Annotated in this window: 19 protein-coding genes; 9 read left to right on the plus strand and 10 right to left on the minus strand. The window is 57.1% G+C overall.

The features are described from left to right. Position 1: 1 nt before the first annotated feature. Positions 2–2,023 (minus strand): excinuclease ABC subunit UvrB, encoded by a 2,022-nt coding sequence (uvrB, locus tag RAC90_RS06350; RefSeq protein ID WP_033737734.1) that lies wholly within the window; start codon positions 2,021–2,023, stop codon positions 2–4. A gap of 882 nt (positions 2,024–2,905) precedes the next feature. Here uvrB and RAC90_RS06355 point away from each other — a divergent pair. Further along, complete coding sequence (locus RAC90_RS06355) at positions 2,906–3,628, plus strand: ABC transporter ATP-binding protein (protein ID WP_033737785.1); 723 nt, start codon at positions 2,906–2,908, stop codon at positions 3,626–3,628. Here the strand turns inward: RAC90_RS06355 and bioD are convergent, their stop codons facing one another. The 4 genes from bioD to bioB are packed head-to-tail and all read right to left on the minus strand — an operon-like array spanning position 3,629 to position 7,218. Then, positions 3,629–4,300: a dethiobiotin synthase gene (gene bioD, locus RAC90_RS06360; protein ID WP_325991269.1), complete on the minus strand. Its 672-nt coding sequence runs from the start codon at positions 4,298–4,300 to the stop codon at positions 3,629–3,631. Beyond that, positions 4,297–5,052 carry a malonyl-ACP O-methyltransferase BioC gene (bioC, locus tag RAC90_RS06365; RefSeq protein WP_058701078.1) on the minus strand — a complete coding sequence of 252 codons (756 nt, stop codon included), beginning with the start codon at positions 5,050–5,052 and terminating at the stop codon, positions 4,297–4,299. The genes bioD and bioC overlap by 4 nt, the downstream gene beginning before the upstream one ends. Beyond that, positions 5,036–6,187 (minus strand): 8-amino-7-oxononanoate synthase, encoded by a 1,152-nt coding sequence (gene bioF, locus RAC90_RS06370; protein WP_375124126.1) that lies wholly within the window; start codon positions 6,185–6,187, stop codon positions 5,036–5,038. Before bioF ends, bioC begins: the two co-directional genes overlap by 17 nt. Beyond that, a complete protein-coding gene (gene bioB, locus RAC90_RS06375; protein ID WP_006118502.1) occupies positions 6,187–7,218 on the minus strand; it encodes a biotin synthase BioB in 1,032 nt (343 codons plus the stop codon). The genes bioF and bioB overlap by 1 nt, the downstream gene beginning before the upstream one ends. A gap of 85 nt (positions 7,219–7,303) precedes the next feature. Between bioB and bioA the strand changes: the two genes are divergently transcribed. Then, positions 7,304–8,596: an adenosylmethionine--8-amino-7-oxononanoate transaminase gene (gene bioA / locus RAC90_RS06380; protein WP_375124127.1), complete on the plus strand. Its 1,293-nt coding sequence runs from the start codon at positions 7,304–7,306 to the stop codon at positions 8,594–8,596. 73 nt (positions 8,597–8,669) lie between these two features. Beyond that, the gene (locus RAC90_RS06385) at positions 8,670–9,146 is read left to right on the plus strand and encodes a kinase inhibitor (protein WP_033737738.1); all 477 of its coding nucleotides are present in this window, start codon (positions 8,670–8,672) and stop codon (positions 9,144–9,146) included. A 49-nt stretch (positions 9,147–9,195) separates the two neighbouring features. Here the strand turns inward: RAC90_RS06385 and pgl are convergent, their stop codons facing one another. After that, the gene (gene pgl, locus RAC90_RS06390) at positions 9,196–10,194 is read right to left on the minus strand and encodes a 6-phosphogluconolactonase (RefSeq protein ID WP_375124128.1); all 999 of its coding nucleotides are present in this window, start codon (positions 10,192–10,194) and stop codon (positions 9,196–9,198) included. Between the two features lie 155 nt (positions 10,195–10,349). Here pgl and RAC90_RS06395 point away from each other — a divergent pair, with 155 nt between their 5' ends. Beyond that, a complete protein-coding gene (locus RAC90_RS06395) occupies positions 10,350–11,168 on the plus strand; it encodes a pyridoxal phosphatase (protein ID WP_058701081.1) in 819 nt (272 codons plus the stop codon). A 34-nt stretch (positions 11,169–11,202) separates the two neighbouring features. Here the strand turns inward: RAC90_RS06395 and modC are convergent, their stop codons facing one another. From modC to RAC90_RS06415, 4 genes are all read right to left on the minus strand, one after another. Next, positions 11,203–12,264, minus strand: a complete 1,062-nt coding sequence (gene modC / locus RAC90_RS06400; protein ID WP_375124164.1) for a molybdenum ABC transporter ATP-binding protein ModC — start codon at positions 12,262–12,264, stop codon at positions 11,203–11,205. Then, positions 12,258–12,953, minus strand: coding sequence for a molybdate ABC transporter permease subunit (modB, locus tag RAC90_RS06405; protein WP_006118496.1), 696 nt, complete (start codon positions 12,951–12,953; stop codon positions 12,258–12,260). Before modB ends, modC begins: the two co-directional genes overlap by 7 nt. After that, entirely contained in the window at positions 12,950–13,723 is a 774-nt protein-coding gene (gene modA / locus RAC90_RS06410) for a molybdate ABC transporter substrate-binding protein (protein ID WP_054634293.1), read from the minus strand. Before modA ends, modB begins: the two co-directional genes overlap by 4 nt. A 135-nt stretch (positions 13,724–13,858) precedes the next feature. Continuing rightward, positions 13,859–14,014, minus strand: coding sequence for an AcrZ family multidrug efflux pump-associated protein (locus RAC90_RS06415; RefSeq protein WP_006118494.1), 156 nt, complete (start codon positions 14,012–14,014; stop codon positions 13,859–13,861). A gap of 141 nt (positions 14,015–14,155) precedes the next feature. Here RAC90_RS06415 and modE point away from each other — a divergent pair, with 141 nt between their 5' ends. The 5 genes from modE (at position 14,156) to galM (ending at position 19,927) form a co-directional block, all read left to right on the plus strand. After that, positions 14,156–14,938 carry a molybdenum-dependent transcriptional regulator gene (modE, locus tag RAC90_RS06420; protein ID WP_006118493.1) on the plus strand — a complete coding sequence of 261 codons (783 nt, stop codon included), beginning with the start codon at positions 14,156–14,158 and terminating at the stop codon, positions 14,936–14,938. 76 nt (positions 14,939–15,014) lie between these two features. Further along, positions 15,015–16,487 (plus strand): molybdate ABC transporter ATP-binding protein ModF, encoded by a 1,473-nt coding sequence (gene modF, locus RAC90_RS06425; protein ID WP_375124129.1) that lies wholly within the window; start codon positions 15,015–15,017, stop codon positions 16,485–16,487. A 220-nt stretch (positions 16,488–16,707) separates the two neighbouring features. Then, complete coding sequence (gene galT, locus RAC90_RS06430) at positions 16,708–17,754, plus strand: galactose-1-phosphate uridylyltransferase (RefSeq protein WP_039341534.1); 1,047 nt, start codon at positions 16,708–16,710, stop codon at positions 17,752–17,754. Beyond that, positions 17,751–18,899: a galactokinase gene (galK, locus tag RAC90_RS06435; RefSeq protein ID WP_006118490.1), complete on the plus strand. Its 1,149-nt coding sequence runs from the start codon at positions 17,751–17,753 to the stop codon at positions 18,897–18,899. The genes galT and galK overlap by 4 nt, the downstream gene beginning before the upstream one ends. Continuing rightward, a complete protein-coding gene (gene galM / locus RAC90_RS06440) occupies positions 18,893–19,927 on the plus strand; it encodes a galactose-1-epimerase (protein ID WP_006118489.1) in 1,035 nt (344 codons plus the stop codon). The genes galK and galM overlap by 7 nt, the downstream gene beginning before the upstream one ends. Positions 19,928–19,960: the final 33 nt, after the last annotated feature.

The raw sequence follows: 19,960 nt of genomic DNA on the forward strand, positions 1-19,960 counted from the left end.
CTCAGGACACCGCGATAAACAAGGTTCGCAGTTCCTGGAGCTGATCGCGCAGGCCAGCAGCCTGTTCGAACTCCAGGTTTTGCGCATGCTGCTGCATCTGCCCTTCCAGTTCGTGAATCTTTTTCTGCAACGCCTGCGGTGACAACGCCAGGTAATCCGTCTCTGTCTCGGCGGCGTTGCGCTTGCCGGGTTTGGCTTTACCCCGCGTTTTCACCACGTTATTGCCCAGTTCCAGAATATCGGTGATTTTCTTATTCAGGCCCTGCGGTACGATGCCATTCTCTTCGTTGTAGCGCTGCTGCTTCTCACGACGGCGCTCAGTTTCTTCAATGGCGCGCGCCATGGAAGGCGTGATCTTATCGCCGTAGAGGATCGCTTTACCATTGATGTTACGTGCAGCGCGCCCGATGGTCTGGATCAGGGAGCGCTCGGAACGCAGGAAGCCCTCTTTATCGGCATCCAGAATGGCCACCAGCGAGACTTCCGGCATATCCAGCCCTTCTCGCAGCAGGTTGATGCCCACCAGTACATCAAATTTGCCCAGGCGCAGGTCGCGAATAATTTCCATGCGCTCGACGGTATCGATGTCAGAGTGCAGATAGCGCACCTTTTCACCGTGTTCTTCCAGGTACTCCGTCAGGTCTTCGGCCATACGTTTGGTGAGCACCGTGACCAGTACGCGTTCATTGACGTTAACGCGCTGGCGGATCTCTGACAGCAAATCGTCCACCTGAGTCGCCACGGGCCGCACCTCAAGGATCGGATCCAGCAGCCCCGTCGGACGCACCACCTGATCGATCACCTCATCGCCCGATTTTTCCAGCTCGTATTTGCCTGGCGTGGCGGAGACATAAATGGTCTGAGGGGCCAGCGCCTCGAACTCTTCAAACTTCATGGGGCGGTTGTCCAGCGCCGAAGGCAGGCGGAAGCCATATTCGACTAACGTCTCTTTACGCGCCCTGTCCCCGCGGTACATGCCGCCAATCTGCGGAATGGTTACGTGCGACTCATCGACGACCAGCAGGCCATCCGCCGGCAGATAGTCAAATAAGGTCGGCGGTGCTTCCCCCGGTCCGCGGCCAGACAGATAGCGGGAGTAGTTTTCGATACCAGAGCAGTATCCCAGCTCCCCCATCATTTCGAGGTCAAACTGCGTCCGTTGGGTAATACGCTGCTCTTCCAGCAGTTTGTTGTTTTCCAGCAGGATCTTGCGCCGTTCGGCCAGTTCAACCTTGATGTCTTCCATGGCCTGCAGGATACGCTCACGCGGCGTGACGTAGTGCGTTTTAGGGTAAATGGTAAAGCGCGGCACTACCGATTCGACCTGACCGGTAAGCGGGTCAAACAGGGACAGCCGCTCCACCTCTTCATCGAATAATTCAACCCGCAGGGCCATATCGTCAGATTCGGCCGGGAAGATATCAATGACTTCGCCCCGGACCCGGAACGTCCCGCGCTGAAACGCCTGATCGTTACGCGTGTACTGCAACTCCGACAGGCGACGCAGGATGCTGCGCTGATCGATAATCATGCCGCGCGTTAAGTGCAGCATCATTTTCAGATACAGATCGGGATCGCCCAGGCCGTAGATGGCAGACACAGAGGCCACGACAATCACATCGCGCCGTTCCAGCAACGCTTTCGTCGCGGAGAGGCGCATTTGCTCGATATGTTCGTTAACCGACGCATCCTTTTCAATAAAGGTATCCGAACTGGGCACGTAAGCTTCGGGCTGGTAGTAGTCATAGTACGAGACAAAAAACTCTACGGCGTTTTCGGGAAAGAACTCCTTCATCTCGCCATACAGTTGCGCCGCCAGCGTCTTATTAGGAGCCAGCACCATGGTAGGACGATTCAGGTCGGCAATAACGTTAGCAACGGTAAAGGTTTTACCCGATCCGGTTACGCCTAACAGCGTCTGGTGCGCCAGGCCGTCTTCCAGTCCGGCTTCCAGACGGCGGATCGCTTCCGGCTGATCGCCAGAAGGCTTGAAAGCGGAGTTCAGTTTAAAATCTTTACTCATGAATGCGGTTCCTGCAGAAGAAAGACGGCGGGCAGCCCATTATTTTACTCTGCTATGGCAATTTTGCCAGAAAAAAATACTGGATATAATACCAGTAATGATGCACAGTATTGTCGCCAGGTTTTACTTGACTCTGGCACTTTTGCCCAGGCAAACACCCGTTTTTGTTGCGCAAGGTTATCCCCAAGCGACGTATTGATTTAACATTTGTCAAGCCTGTGTCATAAAATTGCAGTTTGATGAATCGCGTCCAATCCGGCAGGCTTGTTTTTTACTAACACACTGATTTTTAATAGTAAGTAAAAAAAGCCCAGATTGTCATCATTACGTGACCAGGCCGCGTATTTCCTCGCTTCTAACCTGTTTTCATTATCTAATGCACAAGGTTATCCACAGGAATAGTGGATAACTGATGAGAGGCCTTGGAATATCGGCTGTGCATAATTTTTTCTGCCGCCGCGTTTTGATGAAAAAAAATTTTTTTTAGCGAAATTTTTAACGCCAATAGCGTTGTTTTAGCGCGATGCATGGCGCGCATTCAACGTTGATCGTCTGGCTTTTCAGGTTGCTGTTTTTTACAGCAGACTGCCTGCGCCATTTATGGGCAACTGCACCTGACGCTCATTTTTCCTGCACCCTCATCGCGCTGCGCAGTCGTCCCGCCCGTCAATTGTTCACTTTTACTTATATTTAAACCGTCAAAATTCCGCATGTTAAGCGCGCAAACTTCGTTCACTCCGACTCTGGCCCGGTAATTGCATGCTCTGTGATCAGGATGTCATGCGCCACAGCAGCAGTCATAGCCCTGCTATTCTGGTAGTGCGATTTACCCGTTATGAGCAGCAAAACATTCAGGTTAATTATCTGGAAGGAGCGCGTCAGATGCTAAGTTTACGGTCGGTGAATCAGTTTTACGGAAAAAATCATATTCTCTGGAATGTGGACCTTGACCTGCCCCCCGGCACCTGTACCGGCATACTGGGACGTCCCGGCATGGGAAAAACCACGCTGGTGAACTGCATCATGGGTAAGCTTCCCATCAACAGCGGCACGATTAGCTGGCAGCAGGATGGCTCGCCGCCAGAGGACCTGCTGTCGCAGCCTGCCGATCAACGTGCACGCCAGGGCATTGGCTACGTGCCACAGGGACGACATATTTTCACGCAGATGAGCGTAGAAGATAACTTACTGATTGCCCTGCTGGCAGGCGCTGAATCGCGCGAAAATCACCGGCCTATCCCGGAAATGATTTTTGATCTTCTGCCGGCTCTCTATTCACTGCGTCAACAGCGCAGCGGGGATTTGCCGGTTTACCAGCAGCAGCAACTGGCCCTTGCCCGCGCGCTGGTATTACAGCCACGCCTGCTGATTCTGGATGAGCCCGCCGATGGCATGGCGCCCTGGCTGGAAGAAGAGATGGGTAACCTGATTCGGCGTCTTAACCGGGATTACGGCCTGACGATTCTGCTGCTGGAGCAGCGGGTTTCCCTGATTCGGCGCGTCGCTGACAGCTTTTTGCTGTTGCATCGCGGGCGTAATGTGGCGCAGGGTAACGTCACCCTGCTGGATGACGGTACGCTCGATAAATGGCTGACGATGGCGTGATTAATCCGGTAGCGTCAGATAGTGACCACAGTCCGCCTGCTGGCTGTCATCCGCTAACCAGGGAATGACACCCAGACAAGGCGCGGGCAGGCGCTCCTTCAGGGCCGTGAGGTATGCCTGATAGCGCTGGCCGGGCGGCTGAACCGTGTTGGCAATCCAGCCAGCCAGTCGCAGTCCACGCGCCCTTACCGCCTCGGCGGTCAGCATGGCATGATTAATACAGCCCAGTTTTACACCCACCACCAAAATCACCGGTAGCCGTTCAGCCTCAACCCAGTCGGCATAGGTTTGCGTCTCAGACAGCGGCGTATACCAGCCGCCCGCGCCTTCAATCAGAATCCAGTCAGCCAGCGGCTCCAGCTCGCGAAGCCCTGCCGATAGCGTTGAAAAGGTAATTGGCCTGCCTTCCTCTGCGCTGACGATATGCGGCGATGTCGGCTCCATAAAGGCCAGCGGATTCACCTGCTCATAGCAGAGCGGCACATTGCTGTAACGTTGCAGCGCCAGCGCATCGCTGTTACGGATGCCTTCTGCGGTTAACGTACAGCCCGAGGCCACCGGTTTGTAGCCCGCACAGCGGTAGCCTGCTGCGCTCGCCGCCTGCAGCAGGGCGCTACTGGCAACGGTTTTACCGACTTCTGTATCGGTACCGGTGATAAACCAGCGTGTCATGATTCACTTACTCCATACATCAAATGATAACTGAGGCGGAAACCCTGTTCGTCCCGTGGCCAGTGAGCTTCAAGCTGTGCCAGACGGCGACGCGTCAGCACATAATCGGCCCGTCCGACATGCAGATGCGTTGCGCCAATGCCCTTCAGAGAGCGCATGGCGCTGAGCGCATCGGGAAAATGCAGGGTGACGGTTTGCGCGTGACAGCGCAGCCGTTGTGTAGCACAGGCCGCGGCGATCGCCTGCGCCGGCAGAAAGCGGTTGGCGTGCACATGCGCGTCAAGATGCGACCAGGCCTCGTGAACCTCATGCAGCGATCCCGCGCTCAGCGTTGAAAACAGCATACAGCCGCCGGGTTTTAGTACCCGCGTAAACTGTCTGAGCGCGGCCGGCAAATCGTCGCTCCATTGCACCACCAGATTGCTCCATAACAGGTCAATGCTCTGATCGGCTAACGGCAGTGCGTCGATGTCGCCCGCCAGATAATGATGCGCCACCGCGTTTTGCCGGGCCTGATGCAACATCTGCGGCGACAGATCCAGCGCCATGACCTGTTTCCCCCGGTCGCGCCATAGCCGGCTGTACCAGCCGGTGCCACAGCCCGCATCCAGCACCTGTGGACCGGTTTGAGCAGGCACCCATGCCAGCAGCGCATCCCCGCTGATCCGTTGCAGTTCGGCATGCCTGTCGTAACACGACGCCGCGCGCCCAAAGGCTCTGGCTACGGCACGTTTATCAATGTGCAGCGTCATGAAGTGCCTCCAGCAGGGCATCAATATCGTCTGGCTGATGCGCGGCGGTCAGCGTGATGCGCAAACGTGCCGTGCCCGGCGGTACGGTAGGCGGACGAATCGCGCTGACCCAGCAACCGGCTTCGGCTAAACGGGCCGACAAGGCCATCGCCTGGGCGTTATCGCCAACAAGTAACGGTTGGATGGCGCTGGATGACGGCATAAGCGACCAGGGCAAGGAGGAGGCGCCCCGGCGGAAATGGGCAATGTTGCGGCTCAGGCGCTGGCGCAGTCCATCGCCTGCCTGCACCTGTTTCAGGGCGGCCAGTAACGCGCTGGCCTGTGCTGGCGGCATGGCGGTTGAGTAGATGAGGTGGCGCGAAAACTGCACAAAATAGTCGGCCGTCGCGTCATCACACAGCAATGCCGCGCCGCTGACGCCAAAGGCTTTACCGAAGGTGACCACCAGCAGTTCGGGCTTAATGCCCTGTTGCCAACAGCTGCCGCGCCCCTGCTCACCTGTGACGCCAATGCCGTGCGCATCGTCAACCAGTAACCAGGCCCCTGCCTCACGCGACTGCGCCGCCAGCGTCTGTAACGGCGCGCTGTCACCATCCATGCTGAAGATCCCTTCCGTGACCACCAGCGTTTGCCCTTCACAGGGCGCACTCAGTCGCACAGCCAGACTGTCCGGATCGTTATGGGCGAAACGACGCAGTTGCGCAGGGCTGTGACTTGCAGCATCCAGCAACGAGGCATGGCTCAGCTTGTCAGCAAGAATGCGATCGTTTTTCCCGGCGAGCAGGTGAATGACCGCCTGGTTGGCGGCAAAGCCGGAAATAAACAGTAATGCCCGGGGATAACCCAGCCACCCGGCCAGTTGCGCTTCCAGGGTGGCATGAAGAGCCTGGAAACCGGTGACATGGCTGGATGCGCCTGCCCCCGCCCCGGCCAGTGCCGCGCCCTGTTGCCATCCGGCAATCACCGCCGGATGCTGGCTTAACCCAAGATAATCATTACTGGAAAAGTGACGATAATCCCGGCCTGCATAGCGGATCAGGCGCGTCTGACTGGCGTCAACTACGCGCCGTTCGCGCCAGCCCTCTTCAGCACGGCGCTGCGCGAGCGCCTGCTGTATGCGTTGCGGCCAGCCCATTACAGCGCCGCGTTATAGAATTTTTCTGTGTCGGCATTGAGCAGTTGCTCACTGAGCTGCTGCTGTTGCGCATTATCGCCATGGGCGGTCTGGGTATGTTCCGGATTCAGTCCGAGCTTGCGGAACAGCAGCATATCTTTGTCTTCTTCCGGGTTTGGCGTGGTCAGCAGCTTGCAGCCGTAAAAAATCGAGTTAGCCCCGGCCATAAAACACATCGCCTGGGTTTGTTCATTCATCTGTTCGCGGCCCGCCGACAGACGCACGTGCGAGGCAGGCATCATGATGCGGGCGACGGCTATCGTGCGGATAAAATCGAAAGGTTCGACATCGTCATTGTCTGCCAGCGGGGTGCCTTTCACCTTGACCAGCATGTTGATCGGCACGCTTTCCGGCGGCGTCGGTAAGTTGGCCAGTTGCACCAGCAACCCGGCGCGATCATTAACCGTTTCGCCCAGGCCAACAATCCCGCCCGAGCAGACCTTGATACCGGCCTCGCGCACCTTGCCCAGCGTATCCAGTCGCTCCTGATAGCTGCGCGTGGTAATGATGTTGCCGTAAAACTCCGGCGAGGTATCCAGATTGTGGTTATAAAAGTCCAGCCCGGCGCGACCTAAACGCTGGGCCTGGCTGTCGCTCAGCGTTCCCAGCGTCATGCAGGTTTCCATGCCCATTGCTTTCACGCCTTCAACCATTTTTTCCAGATAAGGCATATCGCGATCGCTGGGGTTTTTCCACGCCGCGCCCATGCAGAAGCGGCTGGATCCGGCCGCTTTCGCTTTTTGCGCCGAACGCAGGACCTCATCCACCTCCATCAGGCGCTCTGATTCCAGCCCGGTCTTGTAGCGGGCACTTTGCGGACAGTATTTGCAGTCTTCCGGGCAGGCACCCGTTTTAATCGACAGCAGCGTGCTGACCTGAACCTGACGCGGATCGAAGTGCTGGCGATGTACCTGCTGTGCTTCAAACATCAGTTCAAGAAACGGGCGTTCAAACAGGGCCTGTGCCTGGGCTAGCGTCCAACGTTGTGACATTACGTACTCCAAAAAAGGTGTCATCCCGACAGTTAACGTGGTTATACTTGTAAACTAAATCTTTTTATTTTGGTTTACAACTACGATGTTTACGCTTCAGGACGCCGAATTCGATCGCCAGCATATCTGGCATCCTTACACCTCCATGCAGCAACCGTTGCCCTGTTACCCGGTCGTGGCGGCACAGGGTTACACGCTGCAGCTGGCGGATGGGCGCACACTGGTAGACGGGATGTCCTCCTGGTGGGCGGCGATTCATGGTTACAACCATCCACGCCTGAACCAGGCCCTGCAGCAGCAGATGGCCCAGATGTCCCACGTGATGTTCGGCGGGATTACGCATCCCGCCGCGGTGGCGCTGTGTCGTCAGTTAGTGGCGATGACACCTGACGCGCTGGCGTGCGTATTCCTTGCAGACTCCGGCTCCGTTGCCGTCGAAGTGGCAATGAAGATGGCGTTGCAATACTGGCTGGGTCGGGGAGAAACGCGTCAGCAGTTTTTAACCCTTAAGCGTGGCTATCACGGTGATACATTTGCGGCGATGTCGGTGTGCGATCCGGATAATTCCATGCACAGCCTGTGGCGCGGCTATCTGCCCGAGCACCATTTTGCCGAGGCGCCGCAATGTGGTTTTGACGCGGCCTGGAATGAAGAAGATTTTCAGGATTTCGCCCGGCTGATCGAACAGCATCAGCATCAGTTGGCCGCGGTGATTCTGGAGCCCATCGTACAGGGCGCGGGCGGCATGCGTTTTTACCATCCCCGCTACCTGCAGAAGGTGCGCGAGTGGTGTGATCGTTACGGCATCCTGCTGATCGCTGATGAAATCGCCACGGGCTTTGGCCGCACCGGCACGCTGTTTGCCTGCGAACATGCGGCGATCACACCGGACATCCTGTGCGTCGGAAAAGCCCTGACCGGCGGCACGATGAGCCTGGCCGCCACGCTGACCACACGTGATGTCGCCGATACCATCAGCCGCAGTCCGGCGGGCTGCTTTATGCATGGCCCAACCTTTATGGGCAATCCGCTGGCGTGCGCCGTCGCGGCGGAGAGCCTGAAAATGGTACAGGAAGGCCACTGGCGCGGGCAGGTCAGCGCTATCGAGCGTCAGCTTCAGGCGGGACTGACGCCACTGCGCCAGTCGCCAGCGGTAGCCGATGTTCGTGTGCTGGGCGCGATTGGCGTGGTAGAAACTCACCGTCCAGTGAATATGGCCGCCCTGCAGCAGTTTTTCGTCAGTCAGGGCGTCTGGATTCGGCCCTTTGGTCGTCTGATCTACCTGATGCCGCCCTATATCATCGCGCCTGAAGCACTGGATACGCTGATCCAGGCCATGGCCGCAGCCCTGGCGCACCCCGGTCATTTTCTGCGTTGAGCCCTGAAGGCTGGACGTCCAGGCGGTTTTGGTTAAGATGAAGACGCAGTCACCATAAACCCAAGGAGATGTGATGCGAGTTTATAGTCAGGATTTACACGACGGCGACAAAATGCCGGAAAAGCATGTTTTCAACGGGATGGGCTATCAGGGCGAAAATGTGTCACCGCATCTTGCCTGGGAAGACGCGCCGGAAGGCACAAAAAGTTTTGTCGTGACCTGTTTCGATCCTGATGCCCCGACCGGCTCAGGCTGGTGGCACTGGGTGGTCGCCAATCTTCCGGCCGATACCACATCGCTGCCGCAGGGTGCGGGTTCCGGTAAAGCCGCCTTACCTGCAGGTGCCGTGCAAACCCGCACAGATTTCGGCCAGGCCGGGTACGGCGGGGCCGCGCCACCGGCGGGTGAAACGCACCGCTACATTTTTAGCGTCCATGCGCTGGATGTGGAGAGCATTGAGGTCGATGCAGGTGCCAGCGGCGCGATGGTGGGCTTCAACGTGCATTTTCACGTATTAGCCAGCGCGTCATTGACCGTTCATTACGTCTGATTGCGCGTGCTCTTCTGCCGCTCCCGCCCGGGAGCGGCAACGCTGAACGTTAAGCCAGCTGATGTACCACAACCCACATTGGGCCCTGTCCAACGGCATAACAGCCGACAGGTTCAAGTTGCCCTTGCGGCTGAGTAATGCGGTATACCTCAATGTGATGCGACTTCTGTCCTGCCGCCACCAGATACTGGCCCGTGTGGTCGATATTGAAGCCCCGCGGCTGCGTTTCGGTCGGCTGGAAGCCCTCCACCGTCAGTAGCGCGCCATCTTCACTCACGCTGAACACCGTAATGGTGCTGCTGGTGCGATCGCAGGCGTACAGGAAACGTCCGTCCGGCGTCAGGTGAATATCGGCGGCCCAGCGCGTGCCGGTAAAATCAGGCGGCATCATATCGAGCGTTTGCACCGATTCCATTTTGCCGTGTGCATTCTTCAGTGACCAGACTTCGACCGTGCTGTTAAGTTCATTAACGCTGTAGGCGTACTGGCCGTTGGCATGAAACGCCATATGACGCGGGCCCGCGCCCTCTGCCGTAGTGACCTGTTGCTGGGAATGCGGCGTTAACTGACCGTCCGCCCCGAGGTTAAACAGGCAGATGCGATCCTGTTTGAGCGCGGGCACATATAACGTGCTGTCGGCATTATCGATGTTCGCCGAGTGACAACCTGCCAGACCGTCGATCACCTGGCTCGGAGCCTGGGGCACACCGTCAGCGCCGATGGGGCTGATGCTGACGCAGGCATCATTGTAGGAGCCACAAAACAGGAAACGGCCAGCGTGATCGGTGGAGATGTGGGTGGGGCTGCCCGGCAACGGCGCCTGACCCGCTTCCGTTAAGGTGCCATCCTGCGCAATACGAAAGGCCAGCACGCGGAAATCCGGACGCACGCCCACATACAAGAAATCTTTTTTCGGACTGACCACCATAGGCTGAACCTGACCGGCGATATCCGTTACCTGCAGTAGCGTCAAGGTGCCCTCATCGTTCAACTGCCAGACATGAATTTGTTGACTCTCGGGACTGGCGGTGTAGACAACCTGCTTCATGTATTCTCCTTTTTCGCTGACTCATGTTGTTCTGCAGGTCACTGTAGCGCGTTTTTTTCTGTCTCGCTGGAATGATTTGTGCCCTGATTTTTGTTTCCGGGCCACAGTCAGGTGTAGACTTGCTGTTTCGCTAACCTATCCAGATGAGAGGATTAATGAGCTATCGTGTAATCGCCCTCGACCTTGACGGCACGCTGTTGACCCCGACGAAAACCATTCTGCCCCAATCCACAGAAGCGATTACCCAGGCGCGCAAAGCGGGCATCAAGGTGATTATCGTGACCGGACGCCATCACTGTGCCATTCATCCTTTCTACCAGACGCTCAATCTGGATACGCCCGCCATCTGTTGTAACGGGACCTACCTGTACGATTATCCGGCGAAAAAAGTCCTGGCTGCCGATCCGCTGGATACCGACGTTGCGGTACGTGTGATCGAGATGCTGGATGAACATCATATTCACGGTCTGCTGTATGTGGACGATGCGATGCTCTATCAAACGCCGACCGGCCATGTGATTCGTACGCTGAAATGGAGTGAGTCATTACCTCCACATCAGCGTCCGGTGTTCAGACAGGTGGACAGCCTGGCGCAGGCCGCCAGAGAGGCGCAGTCGATCTGGAAGTTTGCCCTGTCTCACGACAACACAGCAGCGTTGCAGCAGTTTGCGCAGCGTGCGCAAGACGAGCTGGGTCTGGCCTGCGAATGGTCCTGGCACGATCAGGTCGACGTTGCCCGCGGCGGTAACAGTAAAGGCAAGCGCCTGGCGCAGTGGGTAGAATCCATCGGGCTGACAATGCAGGACGTCATTGCCTTTGGCGACAACTACAATGATCTGAGCATGCTGGAAACGGTGGGGCTGGGCGTGGCCATGGGCAATGCGGATGACGCCATTAAAGCCCGGGCGAAGAGGGTCATCGGTACGAATCTGGAAACCGGCATTGCCGAGACGCTTTATCAGCTCGTTCTGTAAGTTTCACTGACCCGATGAGCACGGTTTCAGCGGGTCATTCCGGTGTGAAAGAGACGCTTTTAATCTGCGCGTACAGCCACTGCTCCGGGCGAATGTTAAGTTCGTCCCGGGCCCAGGGAGAGATGCGCGCCCAGAGTTCGCTGATACCGATGCGCAGCTTAACCTCCACCTGATCGCCCACCTCAATTAACTCCACCACCTGTGCCGGCAGCACATTGCGAACAGAGCTGTGTTTTGCCGGTTGCAGCGTCAGCGAAACATCGGCCGACGCAATCCGTATCCGTAACGGCGTTTTGACCGGCTGATTTACCCGACTGACCCAGATATGCTGATCGCCCAACGATAACGCCGTCATCGGGTAATCTGGATGATGCTCAAGCACCTGAACGCGCAGTACGCTGGTCAGGTCGCTGACCGGCAGCCAGGGGCGCATCGCACTGCTGCTCCAGACCCGCTCCAGCGGGCCAAAGGCCTTCACCTTGCCGTGATCCAGAACCAGCACCATCTCGGCCAGTTGCAGAATTTCGTCGAGGCTGTGAGAAACGTACAGCACCGGGATATCCACCTGCTTTGCCAGTTTTTGCAGATATGGCATCAGCTCACGCTTGCGCGGCAAATCCAGCGAGGCCAGGGGTTCATCCATTAACAGGATATCAGGGGCGCTGAGCAACGCCCGCCCGATGGCCACCCGCTGCTTTTCGCCGCCCGAGAGCGAGAGCGGAAAACGGTCCAGTAAGGGTTCGAGTCCCAGTAAGTCCACCAGCGTGTCAAACTGCCCTTTCATACTGGCTGCCAGGCCATAGCGTAAGTTACCCCGGACACGATAGTGCGGAAACAGTCGCGCCTCCTGGAAAACGTAACCCACGTTGCGCTTTTCAGGCGGCAAGGCAATCTGCTGTTCGGCGTCAAACAACACACGGTCATGCAGCTGAATGCGCCCGCGCTGCGGCCGGGTCAGCCCCCCAATCGCGTTGATTAACGAGGTTTTACCCGCACCCGACACGCCAAATATTGCCGTGATGCCGTTGGCGGGAACCGTCACGTTGATCTCCAGCTCGTGTTCGCCCAGCCGTTGTGTGAAATCGAGCGTCAGCATCCGGCCCCCATCCGTTTCCGGCCCCATTGCGCCAGCCATTCAGACACCAGCAAGGAGGCCAGTGCCAGCACCACCGCGATAACGCACAGACGCGCAGCGGCCCCTTCGGCCCCGGGCGTTTCAATCAGCGTATACATCGCCAGCGGCAGCGTGCGCGTTTCACCGGGAATGTTGGAAACAAATGTAATAGTGGCACCGAATTCCCCCAGCGAGCGGGCAAAGGCCAGCACCGTACCGACGATAATACCGGGCAGCGTTAACGGCAGCGTAATGGTAAAAAAGACCCGCCAGCGGCCCGCGCCCAGCGTCCGGGCCGCCTGTTCCAGCCGGATATCCACGGCGTCCAGCGCAAGGCGAATGGCCCGCACCATGAGCGGAAAGGCAATCACCGCCGACGCCAGTGCCGCACCGCGCCAGCTAAACGCGAAGCTAAAGCCGAACCATTCATACAGCTTTTCACCAATAAAGCCGCGTCGGCCCAAGCCAATCAGTAACAGATAACCGACCACCACCGGCGGCAGCACCAGCGGCAGGTGAATCACACCGTCCAGAAGCGCTTTACCCGGAAACTGGCAGCGGACCAGAACCCATGCCATAAGGATGCCGAAGGGCAGACTGCACAGGACGGCAATGCCGGAGACCTGCAGGCTGAGCATCACGGCCTGCCATTCAACATCACTGAGTATCATTTTTTAGGCGTGAATCCGTATTGGGTAAACACTGCGGCCGCTTCCGGCCCTTTCAGGTAGTTATAAAAAGCCTTAACGGCCGCGTTGTCGTGATCTTTAACAATCGCGACAGGATATTCGACCGGTTTATGGCTGTCTTCCGGAAAGGTGCCGACCACCTGGACTTTTTGGCTGGCGACCGCATCAGAACCGTACACAATGCCGTAAGGCGTTTCATTACGTTCCACCAGCGCCAGGGCGGCACGGACATTGTTGGCGCGCGCCAGCACAGGTGACAGTGAAGACCAGGCACCCAGCTTCTCAAGTGCCTCTTTGGCATAGATGCCCGCCGGCACATGATCGGGATCGCCGACCGCCAGACGTTCGCCTTTCAACAGACGTTTCCAGTCGGTTTTATCGTTAATCGTTACCGGCCTGGCGTTCTCACTGCGTGGCGCTATCAGAACCAGATCGTTGCCCAACAAGGTATAGCGGGTTGTGTCGATCATGCTTTTTTTCGCGACCGCATCATCCATCCACTGCTGATCGGCTGAGATAAACAGATCGGCGGGCGCGCCCTGCTCAATCTGACGGGCCAGGACTGACGACGAGGCAAATGACGACACCACCTCTGTCCCATGTGTTTTCTTATAGTGTGCCGCAATCTCGTTAAGCGCATTGGTCAGTGAGGCCGCCGCAAAGACGGTGATTTTATCGGCTGCCAGCGCCGGAACGGCCAGTGACAGGGCAATTACGGCGGCAGTTGCGGAACGTAGTAAGGTTAAACGCATGATTTTTCTCCAGTGATCGTTATATATAAAATAATACAGCGAACGGCCTGACAGCCAGACAAAATGATTAAAAGAGGAAGAAAAGCGTGGACGTAAAACAGCAACGTCCGTGCTGAGACGGACGTTGCAGGAGGATTAATGCTGAGAGCGGGCGTTAGTGTTGTCGCGGCGACCCGTTTTAGAGATGAGGTTAAACACTTCACCCAGACCGTAAATCAGGCCTAACATAATCGCCATAACCACAGGTACCATAATCACTGCCACGGCGAGGCTTTTAATGAGTTCCAGCATGGAAAGTCCCACTTTGCGGATAAAAAAGAGATTGTAACGGCTCAGTAAAAATTTGCGCAGACCTTTTCGTGCTTTTACTTTGAGGCGCAAAGCTCGTTATCATCAGCCCGATCACGCGACTTACCCTTTGCAGGAGCCACCATGCAAGCCGACCTCACCCTTCATATTCGCCTGCAGCAGAAACTGTTTGCCGATCCCCGCCGCATTGCCTTGCTGCAACGCGTGCAGCAAACCGGCTCCATCAGTCAGGGCGCTAAACTGGCGGGCATCAGTTACAAAAGCGCCTGGGACGCCATCAGTGACATGAACCACCTGGCCGGGCAGGAAGTCGTGGCACGCGCGACCGGGGGCAAAGGCGGTGGCGGTGCGCAGTTAACCCGCTACGGCGAACGACTGGTACAGCTGTTTGGCCTGATGGAAAAGATTCAGCAACATGCCTTCGATGCGCTGCAGCAGGATACCCTGCCGCTCGACAGCTTACTCGCGGCTATCGCCCGCTCCTCCCTGCAAACCAGTGCACGTAATCAACTGTTTGGTACCGTCGTGCACAATGATGCTCAGCAGGTGATACAGCATCTGACGATTCTGCTTGCCGATGGCGTGACGCGGCTCAACATTGCCCTGACCGAGCGCAGCGCAGAACGGCTGAATTTGCACGCCGGAAAAGAGGTGCTGGTATTAATCAAGGCCCCGTGGGTCAGTGTGCATACCGCGCCCACTGATGCCGAGAATCAGCTTGCCGCAACGCTGACCGCTATCGAAAAAGGCCAGCAGGTGAGTGAAGTGCTGATGACCTTACCCAGTGGCGAAACGTTGTGTGCCACGCTGGATAACCGTGAAACGGAACAGCGTCAGCTTCACATCGGCATGAATGTTATCGCCAGCTTCAGCGCCAGTCATGCGATTGTTGCCTCACTGCGGTGATTTTCACCGGTCGGTTTGACATCCCTGTTTGCAGTCGCTAAAACGTCAGTTAACGCTGCATAAAATGGAACAACTCATGGCTTCATTGCAAATTTCGCAAGGCATATTTCACCTTAATGATACCCGGGTGCTGTCCCTGGCCGATGTGCATCTTCGCCGGGGTGAGCGCTGGGCGTTTGTTGGCGCAAACGGCAGCGGCAAGTCCTCGCTGGCACGCGCGCTTTCTGGCGAGCTTCCCCCGTTATCGGGTAAGGTGACGCACGATTTTCAGCGCCCGTGGCGCCTGTCGCTGGAGCAGCTACAGAAGCTGGTCGCCGAGGAATGGCAACGTAACAATACCGATTTACTCAGCGAAGGTGAGGACGACAGCGGCCGCACCACGGCGGAAATTATTCAGGATGGGGTGAAAGATGCCGCACGCTGTGAACGTCTGGCGGCGCAGTTTGGCATCAGTAGTCTGCTCAGTCGCCGCTTTAAATACCTGTCGACAGGCGAGACGCGAAAAACGCTGCTGTGCCAGGCGCTGATGGCACAGCCTGATCTGCTGATTCTGGATGAACCTTTTGACGGCCTGGATGTGGATTCCCGCGCGAATCTGACGGCCACCTTAGCAACGCTGCATGAGGCTGACGTCACGCTGGTGCTGGTGCTGAACCGCTTTGACGATATTCCGGATTATGTCGATCAGGTGGGCGTTCTGGCCGAATGCAGCCTGACGCAGGTCGGGCCACGCGAGACCATTCTGGCCCAGACCCTGGTCGCCCAGCTGGCTCGCAGTGAACAGCTGGACGGCATGGCGTTGCCGGAGGCCGATGTGCCCGATCAGTTGCCCGCGTTGGCGGATGATGCGCCGCGCGTGATCCTGCGCAACGCGGTGGTGTCCTATAACGATCAGCCCGTGATCAACGGCCTGAACTGGCAGGTGAATCCCGGTGAGCACTGGCACATCATTGGCCCCAATGGCGCGGGTAAATCCACCTTACTGAGCCTGGTGACGGGCGATCATCCGCAGGGTTACAGCAATGATTTGACCCTGTTCGGCATTCGCCGCGGCAGCGGCGAGACCATCTGGGACATCAAGCAGCATATCGGCTATGTCAGCAGCAGCCTGCATCTGGACTACCGGGTCAGCGTGAATGTGCGCACCGTGATTTTATCGGGCTTTTTCGATTCGATTGGTCTCTATCAGGCTGTATCTGACCGCCAGATGGCGCTGGCGCAACAGTGGCTGGCGCTGACAGGGATGGATAATGCGATGGCGAATGCGCCGTTCCACAGTTTGTCCTGGGGGCAACAACGGCTGGTCTTAATCGCCCGCGCGCTGGTTAAGCATCCCACGTTATTGATCCTTGACGAGCCCTTGCAGGGGCTGGATCCGCTTAACCGGCAACTGGTGCGCCGCTTTGTGGATATTCTGATTGGGGAAGGCCGGACCCAGCTGCTGTTTGTTTCGCATCATGCCGAAGATGCCCCGCACTGTATTACGCATCGCCTGCATTTTCTCCCTGATGGCACAGGCGGCTACCGTTATCAGCAAGATGTGATCTGACACAACCCTGCCGTGCAAACGGCGGGGATATTACCTGCGATGTAAACGTTACCATTTAAAACCCCATTCCATGACCATAATGTGCCTTTTCGCCTTTAAATAAGAATAGTCACCTTGTGTAAACGATACCATTTATTCAGACTCGATCACGCTTTCATGCCGTTTGATGTGCTATTTTTTAGCGATGATTTTTTTATTTTGACGCTGACCAGGATGCGACATGCAAAAATTCAACCCGGCCGATCATCCCCATCGCCGTTACAATCCCCTGACCGACCAATGGATTCTGGTTTCACCTCACCGGGCCAAACGTCCCTGGCAGGGTGCGCAGGAAACGCCCGCGGTAAATGCCCTGCCGTCACACGATCCAGACTGTTTTCTGTGTGCAGGAAATACGCGCATTACCGGCGATGTGAACCCGGATTACAAAGGTACGTACGTTTTCACCAATGACTTTGCTGCGCTGATGACGGATACGCCGGATGCGCCCGAAAGCGATGATCTCCTGATGCGTTGCGAAAGCGCGCGCGGCACCAGCCGCGTGATTTGCTTTTCGCCCGATCACAGTAAAACGTTGCCTGAAATGTCCCTGAGCGCGCTGGAAGAGGTCGTGCGCACCTGGCAGGAACAGACCGCAGAGCTGGGCCAGCATTATCCGTGGGTGCAGGTGTTTGAGAACAAAGGCGCCGCCATGGGCTGTTCGAATCCGCATCCGCATGGCCAGGTCTGGGCCAACAGCTTCCTGCCTAACGAGGCCCAGCGCGAAGATGACCATCAACGTCAGTATTTTGCAAAAACCGGCTCGCCGCTGCTGGTGGATTACTGTGCGCGTGAACAGCAAGACGGCAGCCGCACCGTAGTGGAAACCGAGCACTGGATCGCCGTGGTGCCGTGGTGGGCCGCCTGGCCCTTTGAAACCCTGCTACTGCCCAAAGCGCACGTGAAACGCATGACCGATTTGAGCGAGGCGCAACGCAACGATCTGGCGAAAGCCCTTAAGCTGCTGACCAGCCGCTATGACAACCTGTTCCAGTGCGCCTTCCCTTACTCCATGGGCTGGCACGGTGCGCCGTTTAACGGCGAGGAAAACGCCCACTGGCAACTTCATGCCCATTTTTATCCGCCGCTGCTGCGTTCAGCCACGGTGCGCAAATTTATGGTCGGCTACGAGATGCTGGCTGAAACCCAACGCGATTTAACCGCGGAGCAGGCAGCAGAACGTCTGCGCGCCGTGAGTGACATTCATTTCCGTGAGGCACAACAATGAGCTTAAAAACCATCACGCAGCAGGTCTTTACCGACACCTTTGGCTATGCGCCCACTCACACGATTCAGGCACCCGGCCGCGTCAACCTGATTGGCGAGCATACGGATTATAACGATGGTTTCGTTTTGCCTTGTGCCATTGACTACCAAACCGTTATCGCCTGTGCCAGACGCGACGATCGTCAGGTACGCGTTGTGGCCGTGGATTACGATCAGGCTCAGGACAGCTTCTCACTGGACGATCCCATTACCAGCGTGAGCGAGCCGATGTGGGCAAACTATGTGCGCGGCGTGGTGAAGCATTTACAGAAGCGCGCGCCTGATTTTAACGGCGTGGATATGGTGATTAGCGGTAACGTGCCTCAGGGCGCGGGCCTCAGCTCCTCTGCCTCGCTGGAAGTGGCCGTCGGGACCGTTTTTCAGCAGTTGTTCAACCTGCCGCTGGATGGCGCCGCCATTGCGGTAAACGGTCAGGAGGCGGAGAACCAGTTCGTGGGCTGTAACTGCGGCATTATGGATCAGCTGATTTCCGCGCTGGGGCAAAAAGATCATGCCATGCTGCTGGATTGCCGCTCACTCGGCACCAAACCGGTTTCCCTGCCGGAAGACGTGGCCGTGGTGATCATTAACTCTAATTTCCGCCGAAACCTGGTGGGCAGCGAATACAATACCCGCCGCCAGCAGTGTGAAACCGGTGCGCGCTTCTTTAATAAGAAAGCACTACGCGATGTCGGCCTGGCGGAATTTGAGGCGGCGGTCGCGCAGTTAGATCCTGACGTCGCGAAGCGCGTGCGCCATGTCATTACCGAAAATGCCCGTACGCTGGAAGCCGCAGAGGTGCTTTCGCGTGGCGATTTAACGCGCATGGGGGAACTGATGGCGGAATCGCATGCCTCAATGCGTGATGACTTTGAAATCACCGTGCCGCCTGTCGACACGCTGGTTGAAATTGTTAAAGCCGAGATCGGCAATCGTGGTGGTGTCCGTATGACCGGTGGCGGCTTCGGGGGCTGTATCGTTGCGCTGATGCCGCTTGAGCTGGTTGATCAGGTGCAGGCCGCCGTCGCCAGCCAGTACGAAGCTAAAACGGGCATCAAGGAGACCTTCTACGTGTGTAAAGCTTCAGAAGGAGCAGGTCAATGTTAAGCGATGTCAATTCCCATGCGCCGGATGGTCAACCATGGCGCATCACCGTGCTGCGTAATGCGCACGGAATGGTGGCCACCTTTATGGACTGGGGAGCAACCTGGCTGTCGGCGCGCGTGCCACTTCAGGACGGCAGCGTGCGCGAGGCCCTCTTAGGCTGTGCCACGCCGTCCGATTATCTGCATCAGGACGCCTATCTGGGGGCGACCGTTGGCCGTTATGCTAACCGTATCGCCGGGGCAAAACTCAATACCCTTAACCGACAACTGCTCGCCAACCAGGGTGAGCATCAGTTACACGGTGGTCCGGACGGGTTCGATAAACGCCGCTGGCAGATTATCAGCCAGTCAGAAAACGAAGTGCATTATCGTCTGGATTCGCCTGACGGCGATCAGGGCTATCCAGGAAATCTGATCGCGGATTTGCGCTATGTGCTGGATGACGATAACTGCCTGTCCATCCACTATGAAGCCCGATGCGATCAACCCTGTCCGGTGAATCTCACTAACCATGCTTACTTTAATCTTGATGCGCATCATGGCGATGCGCGCCAGCATCGCTTACAACTGCACGCCGATCGTTATCTGCCCGTCGATAGCGAGGGTATTCCCAACGGCCCGCTGAAAGCCGTGGACGGCACCAGCTTTGACTTCCGTCAGGCCAAAAGCCTGGCACAGGATTTCCTTGCCGATGCCGATCAACAGGCGGTTAAAGGCTACGATCATGCCTTTCTACTTAACAGCGCGGGCGATGCAAGCCAGCCCGCAGCAGCGTTATGGTCGCAGGACGGCAAGCTGCAGTTAAGTGTAACGACGTCGGCCCCTGCCCTGCAGCTGTACAGCGGCAACTATCTGGCTGGCACGCGCGCCCGGGAGCAGGAAAGCTATACTGCTTACCAGGGGATTGCGCTGGAGAGTGAGTTTTTACCGGATTCGCCCAATCATCCCGAGTGGCCACAGGATGATTGCTGGCTGCAGCCGGGGGATCGTTGGGAATCCGTTACGCGCTATCGTTTTACCTCACACTGAGCCGCCGGGTGAAAAACGCGCAGTGCGTCACAG

Source organism: Pantoea sp. CS_6 (assembly GCF_041954745.1).
Classification (GTDB): Bacteria; Pseudomonadota; Gammaproteobacteria; order Enterobacterales; family Enterobacteriaceae; genus Pantoea; species Pantoea stewartii.

What these genes read in the sequence shown, in the direction of transcription:
- uvrB (WP_033737734.1), bottom strand. Translation starts at nt 2,023, where the DNA reads ATGAGTAAAGATTTTAAACTGAACTCCGCTTTCAAGCCTTCTGGCGAT.
- RAC90_RS06355 (WP_033737785.1), top strand. Translation starts at nt 2,906, where the DNA reads ATGCTAAGTTTACGGTCGGTGAATCAGTTTTACGGAAAAAATCATATT.
- bioD (WP_325991269.1), bottom strand. Translation starts at nt 4,300, where the DNA reads ATGACACGCTGGTTTATCACCGGTACCGATACAGAAGTCGGTAAAACC.
- bioC (WP_058701078.1), bottom strand. Translation starts at nt 5,052, where the DNA reads ATGACGCTGCACATTGATAAACGTGCCGTAGCCAGAGCCTTTGGGCGC.
- bioF (WP_375124126.1), bottom strand. Translation starts at nt 6,187, where the DNA reads ATGGGCTGGCCGCAACGCATACAGCAGGCGCTCGCGCAGCGCCGTGCT.
- bioB (WP_006118502.1), bottom strand. Translation starts at nt 7,218, where the DNA reads ATGTCACAACGTTGGACGCTAGCCCAGGCACAGGCCCTGTTTGAACGC.
- bioA (WP_375124127.1), top strand. Translation starts at nt 7,304, where the DNA reads ATGTTTACGCTTCAGGACGCCGAATTCGATCGCCAGCATATCTGGCAT.
- RAC90_RS06385 (WP_033737738.1), top strand. Translation starts at nt 8,670, where the DNA reads ATGCGAGTTTATAGTCAGGATTTACACGACGGCGACAAAATGCCGGAA.
- pgl (WP_375124128.1), bottom strand. Translation starts at nt 10,194, where the DNA reads ATGAAGCAGGTTGTCTACACCGCCAGTCCCGAGAGTCAACAAATTCAT.
- RAC90_RS06395 (WP_058701081.1), top strand. Translation starts at nt 10,350, where the DNA reads ATGAGCTATCGTGTAATCGCCCTCGACCTTGACGGCACGCTGTTGACC.
- modC (WP_375124164.1), bottom strand. Translation starts at nt 12,264, where the DNA reads ATGCTGACGCTCGATTTCACACAACGGCTGGGCGAACACGAGCTGGAG.
- modB (WP_006118496.1), bottom strand. Translation starts at nt 12,953, where the DNA reads ATGATACTCAGTGATGTTGAATGGCAGGCCGTGATGCTCAGCCTGCAG.
- modA (WP_054634293.1), bottom strand. Translation starts at nt 13,723, where the DNA reads ATGCGTTTAACCTTACTACGTTCCGCAACTGCCGCCGTAATTGCCCTG.
- RAC90_RS06415 (WP_006118494.1), bottom strand. Translation starts at nt 14,014, where the DNA reads ATGCTGGAACTCATTAAAAGCCTCGCCGTGGCAGTGATTATGGTACCT.
- modE (WP_006118493.1), top strand. Translation starts at nt 14,156, where the DNA reads ATGCAAGCCGACCTCACCCTTCATATTCGCCTGCAGCAGAAACTGTTT.
- modF (WP_375124129.1), top strand. Translation starts at nt 15,015, where the DNA reads ATGGCTTCATTGCAAATTTCGCAAGGCATATTTCACCTTAATGATACC.
- galT (WP_039341534.1), top strand. Translation starts at nt 16,708, where the DNA reads ATGCAAAAATTCAACCCGGCCGATCATCCCCATCGCCGTTACAATCCC.
- galK (WP_006118490.1), top strand. Translation starts at nt 17,751, where the DNA reads ATGAGCTTAAAAACCATCACGCAGCAGGTCTTTACCGACACCTTTGGC.
- galM (WP_006118489.1), top strand. Translation starts at nt 18,893, where the DNA reads ATGTTAAGCGATGTCAATTCCCATGCGCCGGATGGTCAACCATGGCGC.